Annotated in this window: 11 protein-coding genes; 3 read left to right on the top strand and 8 right to left on the bottom strand. The window is 51.9% G+C overall.

Translation table 11 applies throughout. The features are described from left to right. The 8 genes from nuoG to EJP87_RS04050 all read right to left on the bottom strand — a co-directional run. On the bottom strand, positions 1-1138 hold a 1138-nt coding region (nuoG, locus tag EJP87_RS17640), incomplete at its 3' end, for an NADH-quinone oxidoreductase subunit NuoG (RefSeq protein WP_193771125.1). A 41-nt stretch (positions 1139-1179) separates the two neighbouring features. Next, on the bottom strand, positions 1180-2442 hold the full coding sequence (nuoF, locus tag EJP87_RS04080; RefSeq protein ID WP_130470588.1) for an NADH-quinone oxidoreductase subunit NuoF: 1263 nt from the start codon (positions 2440-2442) through the stop codon (positions 1180-1182). A 16-nt stretch (positions 2443-2458) separates the two neighbouring features. Next, on the bottom strand, positions 2459-2971 hold the full coding sequence (gene nuoE, locus EJP87_RS04075; RefSeq protein WP_130470587.1) for an NADH-quinone oxidoreductase subunit NuoE: 513 nt from the start codon (positions 2969-2971) through the stop codon (positions 2459-2461). Between the two features lie 33 nt (positions 2972-3004). Continuing rightward, positions 3005-4186 (bottom strand): NADH-quinone oxidoreductase subunit D, encoded by a 1182-nt coding sequence (locus EJP87_RS04070; protein WP_130470586.1) that lies wholly within the window; start codon positions 4184-4186, stop codon positions 3005-3007. Between the two features lie 12 nt (positions 4187-4198). Further along, positions 4199-4747, bottom strand: coding sequence for a complex I 30 kDa subunit family protein (locus tag EJP87_RS04065; protein ID WP_130470585.1), 549 nt, complete (start codon positions 4745-4747; stop codon positions 4199-4201). 2 nt (positions 4748-4749) lie between these two features. After that, positions 4750-5286, bottom strand: a complete 537-nt coding sequence (locus EJP87_RS04060; RefSeq protein WP_130470584.1) for a NuoB/complex I 20 kDa subunit family protein — start codon at positions 5284-5286, stop codon at positions 4750-4752. Continuing rightward, a complete protein-coding gene (locus EJP87_RS04055) occupies positions 5277-5633 on the bottom strand; it encodes an NADH-quinone oxidoreductase subunit A (RefSeq protein ID WP_130470583.1) in 357 nt (118 codons plus the stop codon). Before EJP87_RS04055 ends, EJP87_RS04060 begins: the two co-directional genes overlap by 10 nt. A gap of 215 nt (positions 5634-5848) precedes the next feature. Next, positions 5849-6325, bottom strand: coding sequence for a tRNA (cytidine(34)-2'-O)-methyltransferase (locus EJP87_RS04050; protein ID WP_130470596.1), 477 nt, complete (start codon positions 6323-6325; stop codon positions 5849-5851). A gap of 253 nt (positions 6326-6578) precedes the next feature. Here EJP87_RS04050 and petA point away from each other — a divergent pair, with 253 nt between their 5' ends. From petA to EJP87_RS04035, 3 genes are all read left to right on the top strand, one after another. After that, positions 6579-7100, top strand: a complete 522-nt coding sequence (gene petA / locus EJP87_RS04045; RefSeq protein ID WP_130470582.1) for a ubiquinol-cytochrome c reductase iron-sulfur subunit — start codon at positions 6579-6581, stop codon at positions 7098-7100. A gap of 81 nt (positions 7101-7181) precedes the next feature. After that, on the top strand, positions 7182-8381 hold the full coding sequence (locus EJP87_RS04040; protein WP_130470595.1) for a cytochrome b: 1200 nt from the start codon (positions 7182-7184) through the stop codon (positions 8379-8381). Between the two features lie 14 nt (positions 8382-8395). Then, a partial coding sequence (locus EJP87_RS04035) for a cytochrome c1 (protein WP_227657444.1) occupies positions 8396-8846 on the top strand: 451 nt, incomplete at its 3' end.

The following is an 8846-nucleotide window of genomic DNA, read 5'->3' as shown; positions in this document are numbered from 1 at the left end:
AACCGATCAAAAGGATAAGATCTGCTTTGCCCATTTGGCTCAATGGGGTATTCATGGAGAGGTCGGCACGGGTCAGCGGCATCTCATCGGCTGAAAAATCTCGCTGACGCAGACGATGATCCAGATGGGCTGTCCCAACCACGTTGCGCAGAAAATCCTGGAAAGCATAGAGCTCTTCAGCCCCTTGTCCTGCTTCCGAGGCCAAACCGGCCACCTCTTCTGGCTTAAAGTGTTTGAGCAACTCTGCAGCCCGATCCAATGCCGCAGCCCAAGAGGCCGGGACCAACTGATTGCTCTCTTCCGAGCGAATCATCGGCTGTTCCAAACGATTGCGGGTCAAACCATCGTAGGCAAACCGTCCTTTATCACACAACCAGGTTTGATTGATCTCCAGGCAACGACGCGACATCACCCGTTTGACTTCATTATTCAGATGATCGATACGTTGATGACAGCCAACCGCACAGTGTGCACAGATACCGTCGCTCTTCTTCAGCTCCCAGCCTCTGGCTTGGAAATGGAAGGGCTTATTGTTCAGTGCTCCCACTGGACAAATCTCTGCCAAGTTGCCGGTCAGTTCGGAGGAGAGTGGGCGCGAGCTATAGGGACCAACCTGCATATGGTCGCCTCGATAAACCGCTCCCATTTCCGGGGCACCAGCAATCTCATCGGTGAAACGGATGCAGCGGGTGCAGTGAATGCACCGGTTCATCTCTGTTTCCAGCAGCGGACCGAGATCATAATCGTGGGCATGCCGTTTTTGCTCATAATAGCGAGAGCGGTCTGGACCATACTTCATGGCCAAATCCTGCAATGAGCACTCGCCACCCTGGTCGCACACAGGGCAATCCAGTGGATGGTTGATCAGCAAAAACTCCATCACCGCCTGGCGACCCTTGCGTACCATTTCGGAGTCGGTTTTAACCACCATCCCTTCGCTGACTGGCATGGCGCAGGAGACGACCGGCCTGGGCATCTTTTCCACTTCGACCAAGCACATGCGACAGTTTCCGGCAATGGAAAGCTGCGGATGATAGCAAAAATGCGGAATATACACGCCCAGCAGACGGGCTGCCTCCATGATGGTGGCACCGGGCTGAACACTGATTTCCTTCCCGTCGATGATCAGAGTAGGCATCGTTTCGGCTTGCTCCAAAGACCTTTTCTATACAATATGGCTCAGGCCACCATGCAGCGACCATGCTCCACGTGGTATTCAAACTCCTCCCGGAATGCCCGGATTGCCCCTACTACCGGCATGGCGGCGGCATCACCCAAGGCACAGATGGTCTTACCCTGGATATTACCAGCGACGCTCAATAACAGATCGATGTCGCCGCGCACCCCTTTTCCTTGCTCAATACGTTGCATGATCTGCGACAACCAGCCGGTTCCTTCCCGACAGGGTGAACATTGACCGCAGGATTCATGGCGATAAAAACGGGAGAGGCGGGCAATGGCGCGCACAATACAGACGGAACGATCCATCACGATCACCGCTCCCGATCCCAACATGCTGCCAGCTTTACCAATGGCATCATAATCCATGGTAATGGTTTCGCAGACTGTTTTGGTGAAAACCGGAGAAGAAGCCCCTCCCGGAATAACACCCTTCAGATTGTCCCAACCACCACGGACACCGCCCGCATACTCTTCCAACAAAACTTTCAAGGGAATGCCCAGCTCCACCTCATAGTTGCCGGGCTTATTGACATGCCCAGAGACGGCGAACACCTTGGTTCCGGTTGATTTATCTACACCCAGGCTACTGTACCAGGCGCCACCATTCATAATGATGTCGGGCACTGAGGTCAGGGTCTCCACATTATTGATCACTGTGGGACCGCCATAAAGTCCGATGTTGGCGGGAAAGGGTGGTTTCAAGCGCGGTTGACCCTTTTTGCCTTCCAGCGACTCGATCAAACCGGTCTCTTCACCGCAGACATAGGCACCACCGCCACGATGCACCGCCAGATCAAAACGTATTCCGCGACCCATGACATTGTCGCCAAGATAACCGGCTGCATAGGCTTCGTCGATGGCGGCCTGTAGCCGTTCCGCTTCGCGATAAAATTCACCACGAATATAGATATAACCCCGTTCGGCGCGCACCGCATATCCGGCGATAATCATCCCTTCGATCAACTGGTGCGGGACATAGCGCAAAATATCACGATCTTTACAGGTTCCCGGTTCACCCTCATCGGCGTTACAGACCAGATATTTGGCCCGATCATCCTTGGGGATAAAGGACCATTTTAGTCCCGCCGGAAAGCCGGCGCCACCACGCCCACGAATACCCGATCGTTTGACTTCATCAATGATGTCATCTCCCGACAAGGTAAGGGCCTTCTCCAGGGCCTGGTAGCCACCAACTGACTTATAGACCGCCAGGGTATGGCTGTTCTCCAGGTGAATGTGTTTATAGACAATCTTCGTCATGGAGGTTCGCTCGTATTCAGGGCAACTGATCGATGATCTCCGACACCTTGGCCGGGGTCAAATTTTCATAATAGTCATCGTTGATCTGCAGCATCGGGGCATTGACACAGGCCCCCAGACACTCCACCTCACTCAAGGTAAAGCGGCCATCTTTGCTGGATTCGCCGAACGACAACTGCAACTTGTTTTGCAAAGCCCGGACAATCTCATCGGAGGCACACAGCCAGCAGGAGATATTGGTACACACCTGCACATGATAGGTACCGACCGGTTTAAGATTATACATGGTATAAAAGGTAGCCACCTCATATACCCGGATGGGCGGCATTCCCACCACTTCGGCCACATAATCCAGCGCCTCCTGGGAGAGCCAGCCACCGAACTCTTTTTGTGCCAGATGCAGAACCGGCATCACGGCAGAATCACGGCGATCCGCTGGATAGCGTTGAAAGATCACCTCAACCTGGCGCATAGCCTCCTCGGAAAAGCGGGGAGGCACCCCACTGGAACTTTTCTGCAATTCGCTCATGAAACCTGCTTGCCCGTTACTAGGTGGTCAATGTTACCGGTCGATCTCACCGAAGACTATATCGATCGTCCCGACCAAGGTGGTTACATCAGCGAGCATATGTCCCAAGGCCATACGTTTCACGGCCTGCAAATGGTTATAACCCGCTGCCCGAATTTTTACCCGATAGGGTTTGTTTTCGCCATGGGAGATGATATACACCCCGAACTCCCCTTTGGGAGATTCGGTAGCAAGATAGACCTCACCGGGCGGAACCTTGAACCCTTCCGAAAAGAGTTTGAAATGATGAATCAGCGACTCCATGTCGCGCTGCATCTCTTTGCGATATGGCGGTGAAATCTTAAAATCCTCATAGCGCACCGGACCAGGCTTCATCTGCTCCAAACATTGGCGAATAATACGGTTGCTTTGGCGAATCTCATCGACACGCACCAGATAGCGATCATAACTATCGCCATTTTTGCCGACCGGAATATCAAACTCGACCCGATCATAAGCATCATAGGGTTCAGCCTTGCGCAGATCCCAGGCAAAACCGGAGGCACGCAACATAGGTCCGGCAAAGCCCATATCCAGGGCCTCTTGGGGAGTCACCACGCCGATATCCACCAAACGCTGCTTCCAGATGCGGTTATCGGTCAGCAACGTCTCATATTCATCGATTTTGCTGGGAAAAGAGTCGGTAAAATCCTTGATCCGTTCGGCCAACCCTTCCGGCAAATCGCGGGCTACACCACCAGGGCGGAAATAGGCAGCGTGCATGCGCGCTCCTGAGGCCGCCTCATACATATCAAAAATCTCTTCCCGCTCGCGGAAAGCATAGATGAACATGGTCATGGCGCCCACATCAAGACCATGGGCACCCAGGAAAAGCAGGTGGTTCAGAATGCGGGTCAACTCGGCAAAGATCACCCGAATATATTGCGCCCGTTCTGGAGCCTGGATACCAAGCAGTTTTTCAACCGCCAAAACCCAGGTATGCTCTTCAGACATCATGGACATATAGTCCAGGCGATCAAAATAGGGAACACCTTGCAGGTAGGTTTTATGCTCCAGCAGCTTTTCGGTGCCACGGTGCAGAAAGCCGATATGGGGATCGGCTCGTTCTACCACTTCGCCATCCAGATCCAGCAGCAGACGCAACACGCCATGTGCTGCCGGATGCTGCGGACCAAAGTTGACGGTATAGTTCTGAAACTCCTTCTGTTCAGTCATCGCCACCACTCTCTACGCCGGATTGACTGGATAGGGCTCCCGGTTGGGATGCACCATCTGAATCGGTTGACGAATCACCCGTTTCTGTGCCGGGTCATAGCGCACTTCACTCAGGCCGCTCAACGGATAATCTTTGCGCAAGGGGAAGCCTTCAAAATCATAATCGGTGAGCAGGCGACGCAGATCGGGGTGACCGGTAAAGAGGATACCGAACATCTCATAAGCCTCCCGTTCAAACCAGTCGGCACACCACCATACTGAGGTCACGGAGGGCACGGGTGTCTGCTCATCGACAGCCAGCTTGACACGCAAGCGATGATTTTTATGAACGGACAGCAATTGATAGACAATCTCAAAGGCTTTTTCCCGTTCTGGATAGTGCACACCGGCCAGATCGATCATCTGTTTGCAATCCAGTTGGGGATCATCGCGCAACAAAAGCATAGTTGCCACCAAGGTTTCTGGTGTCACATGCAGCACGACAGCATCGGGCAGACGTTGCCGTTCAATATGGGCTAAGCGTTCGGCGAGCAATTGCTCCAAATGATCCAATTTTTCCATGATCAGGTCCGCACGTTCCGGGTTTGGGTCACACCATTGACACCCCAACCGCTGTAGACAGTATGGGTGCGATGGATTTTTTTATGCAGTTGCAGAATGCCATAGAGAAAAGCCTCTGCGGTGGGCGGGCATCCGGGGATAAAGATATCCACAGGGACAATTGTGTCACAGCCACGCACCACGGAATAGCCATGGTGATAATAGCCGCCGCCGTTGGCACAGGAACCCATGGAGATCACCCAACGGGGTTCCGGCATTTGGTCATAAAGTTTGCGCAAGGCGGGAGCCATTTTATGGGTCAGGGTTCCGGCCACAATCATGACATCCGACTGGCGTGGTGAGCCGCGAAAGACGATACCAAAACGGTCCAAATCATAACGACTGGCCCCGGCATGCATCATCTCCACTGCACAACAGGCCAAACCGAAGGTCATCGGCCACATGGAGCAGGTGCGGGCCCAGTTGACCAATTTATCGGCGGAAGCCAGCAGATATCCGCGCTCTGCCACCTCTTGCCGAACCTCTTCGATCACTCCCATTCCAGAGCTCCTTTTTTCCAAATGTAGGCATATCCGACCAGAAGCACGAAGAGGAAGAGAAACATCTCCACCAAGCCGGTCAGACCAATATCTTTAAATGCTACTGCCCAGGGGAACAAAAAGGCGGCTTCAATGTCAAACACCACGAACAGGATGCTGAGCAGGTAAAAGCGGACATCAAATGGCAGACGTACCCGACTGATCGGGGCAAATCCACACTCATACTGGGCAACTTTTTCGGCATAGTTGCGTTTCGGTCCCACCAGAAAGGAGCCGGCCATCATGACGACAGCGGTTGCCAGTGCCACAGCCAAAAGGAGCAATATGGGAAAATAGTTCTCAAGCATGCGAGTGACACCAAGTTTTGACAAATGTGAAAATTTTTTTACGGTGCTCTGAAACGCTCACGTTGGAATTGTGTAGCATGTTGAGCGGTCCGCGTCAACCGCACTGCATCAAAAAATTTTTTATTCTTTTTTCGATAAATATTTTTTAACTGTACAATATTTGGTTTATCATAATTTTATAGGAAAATTTTGCAGATAATACACCAGATAAACCATCACACGCACTCAGGAAATGCTAATTGCCGCAATGCTTCATAGAGAACGATGCTGACGCTGTTGGCCAAATTCAAGCTGCGCGCTTGCGACACCATCGGAATGCGGATCAGGCTTTCGGCAAAGCTGTGTCGCAGAGAGCTGGGCAAGCCGGCACTCTCTGAACCGAAGAGAAAGCGGTCACCTGGCTGGTAGCGCCAATCGTTATAGAACCGTGTGGCGTGGGTCGAGACGGCAAAAAGACGACTCTCGGGAGGATGTGCGGTCAAATAGTGCGACCAGTCATCCCAACGACGCACCTCTGCCCACTCACGATAATCCATGCCGGCGCGACGTACAGCCGCCGCATCCAAACGAAATCCCAAGGGCCCAATCAAGTGCAACACAGAGCCACTGGCTGCACATAAACGGACGATATTCCCGGTGTTGGGTGGGATCTCCGGTTGATATAAAATCACATGCAATAGGCTATTCACAATCAGAGATTCCTTATCTGGCAAGCAAGAAGCTGACCCGAAGCTAAGAGGTAAGAAAAATCTATACCAAACGTGAAAATTCGTGTATGAAAACGGTTGACGAACCCCCGGTGGATTTGAAATATTAGCGGACTCTGATAGAAACTGATATGGTCACAAATTAATTGGATCGTTGTTGATATTTGTCACATAAAGTAGTGCATTGTGACGCATTCGCGTACACCCCTTGGTTTCCCTAGTGGAGGTTGGAAGAGGCATGGTTACAGAATCAGATGAAAGCCGCCGGGACTTTTTGACCCTGGCAACCGGTGCCGTCGGAGCGGCAGGCGTAGCGGGTGCCGCATGGCCATTTGTAAAATCCTGGAGCCCGTCTGCAGACGTGCTTTCCCAGGCCACCACTGAAGTGGATGTCAGCGGGTTGGCACCAGGACAGATGATCACGGTACCGTGGCAGGGTAAACCGGTATTTGTGCTGCGGCGCACGCCAGCACAAATTGAAGCGGCACGCAAGGCCGATAGCGAGGCGTTACCGGATCCGGCAAAGGATGCCGACCGGGCTAAAAAGCCTGAATATTTGGTATTATTAGCTCTGTGCACCCATTTGGGTTGTGTGCCACAGCCGATTGGTACCGGCAACTATGGTGGTTTTCTTTGTCCTTGCCATGGCTCGCACTATGATACTTCGGGCCGTATTCGTCAGGGGCCAGCACCGGCAAATCTGCCGGTCCCCTATTACGAGTTCAAGGACGAGAAAACGCTGGTGATCGGTAAAGTCTGATAACCAATCGGGTCATGGGCCAGTAGTGGCCTGCTACCAACCCAACAGAAAACCAAGGAGAGTTTTCCCGTGTCGAAGATTATGGAGTGGGTAGATGAGCGTCTGCCCGTCACTGAGTTGCTGAAAAGCCAGGCAACGGAGTATCCAACACCAAAAAACCTGAATTACTGGTGGAACTTTGGTTCACTGGCCTTGCTGGTTTTGATTATCATGATTGCCACAGGTTTGTTTTTGGCCATGCACTATAAAGCAGATGCCAATCAATCCTTTGATGTGGTGGAACACATCATGCGTGATGTCAATTTTGGCTGGCTGTTGCGCTATGCGCATGCCAATGGGGCATCTTTCTTTTTCATGGTGGTCTACATCCACATTTTGCGTGGTATGTATTATGGCTCCTATCGCAAGCCGCGCGAGATTCTCTGGTGGTTTGGCATCATCATCTTTTTCATGATGATGGGTACCGCCTTCATGGGCTATGTTCTTCCCTGGGGTCAGATGTCCTACTGGGGGGCAGCGGTGATCACCAATCTGATGAGCGCCATTCCCTTTATCGGTGAAGATCTGGTGGTATGGATTTGGGGTGGATTCGCGGTCGGTGACCCCACCCTGAACCGCTTTTTTGCCTTGCACTTTTTGCTGCCGCTGGTGATTTTTGGTGTCGTGATTGTGCATTTGTGGGCGCTGCATGCGGTCCATTCCAACAATCCAGTTGGCATTGACCTGCATGATGAAAAAGACACACTGCCTTTCCATCCCTACTACACGATCAAGGATCTGTATGGGTATGGCATTTTCATGATCATTTTCTGTGCCTTTGTCTTTTATGCACCCAACTTTTTCCTGGAACCGGACAACTATATCCCGGCCAACCCGATGCAGACCCCAGCTCATATCGTCCCGGAATGGTATTTTCTCCCCTTTTATGCCATTCTGCGCTCCATTGATTTTCTGGGTTCGTTCAGCAAATTGGCAGGTGTGTTGGCCATGGTAGGATCGATCATGATTCTTTTTATCCTGCCTTTTCTGGATCGCTCTCCGGTACGTTCTTTCCGTTATCGTCCGCTCAGCAGACAGTTGTTCTGGATCTTTTTCGTGGATTGCTTGATCTTGGGTTGGGTAGGCTACAATCCTGCAGACGCAGCAATTTTTGATGGTGCTTTGCCATTGATCATCGTGGGCCGGACCTGTACGGCCATCTATTTTGGCTATTTCTTCTTGTTGTGGGCGATTACAGCCTTCGATATCGAGAAGCACCAACCCGTACCCAAGAGCATCTAAGGGGAGCACGAACCATGAATTGTTTGGAAGTTATCGGATTTCGTTCCGTGGGCAAGCGGGTAGGCCAAATCATGCGTAGTGCAGCGGCTTTGGTTATCGCCGCAACTCTGGCCACAACGGTCATTCCTGGTACAGCACAAGCTTCCAGTGGTGCGGCTATGCCACCGAAGCAACCCTGGTCATTCCTGGGCGTATTTGGACAGTTTGATCAGGCAGCCCTCAAGCGCGGCGCCCAGGTTGCGGTACAATCCTGTCTTACTTGTCATTCGATCAAATATATCAAATTTGATCAACTGCGCCAGTTGGGTTTTAGCGAACTGGAAGTAAAAAGCTTGGCTGAGGGTGTTGGACGCACCAAAAAGGATGCTCTGACCTCCAGTATGGATCCTGTTGCCGCCAAGGAATCTTTTGGTGTGGTTCCTCCTGATCTTTCGCTGATGACCAAAGCACGCAAGGGATATGAGG

Source organism: Candidatus Magnetaquicoccus inordinatus (genome assembly GCF_004217665.1).
GTDB classification, from domain to species: domain Bacteria; phylum Pseudomonadota; class Magnetococcia; order Magnetococcales; family Magnetaquicoccaceae; genus Magnetaquicoccus; species Magnetaquicoccus inordinatus.
The sequence above is the reverse complement of the archived record's forward strand: the minus strand, read 5'-3'. Positions and strand labels throughout refer to the sequence as shown.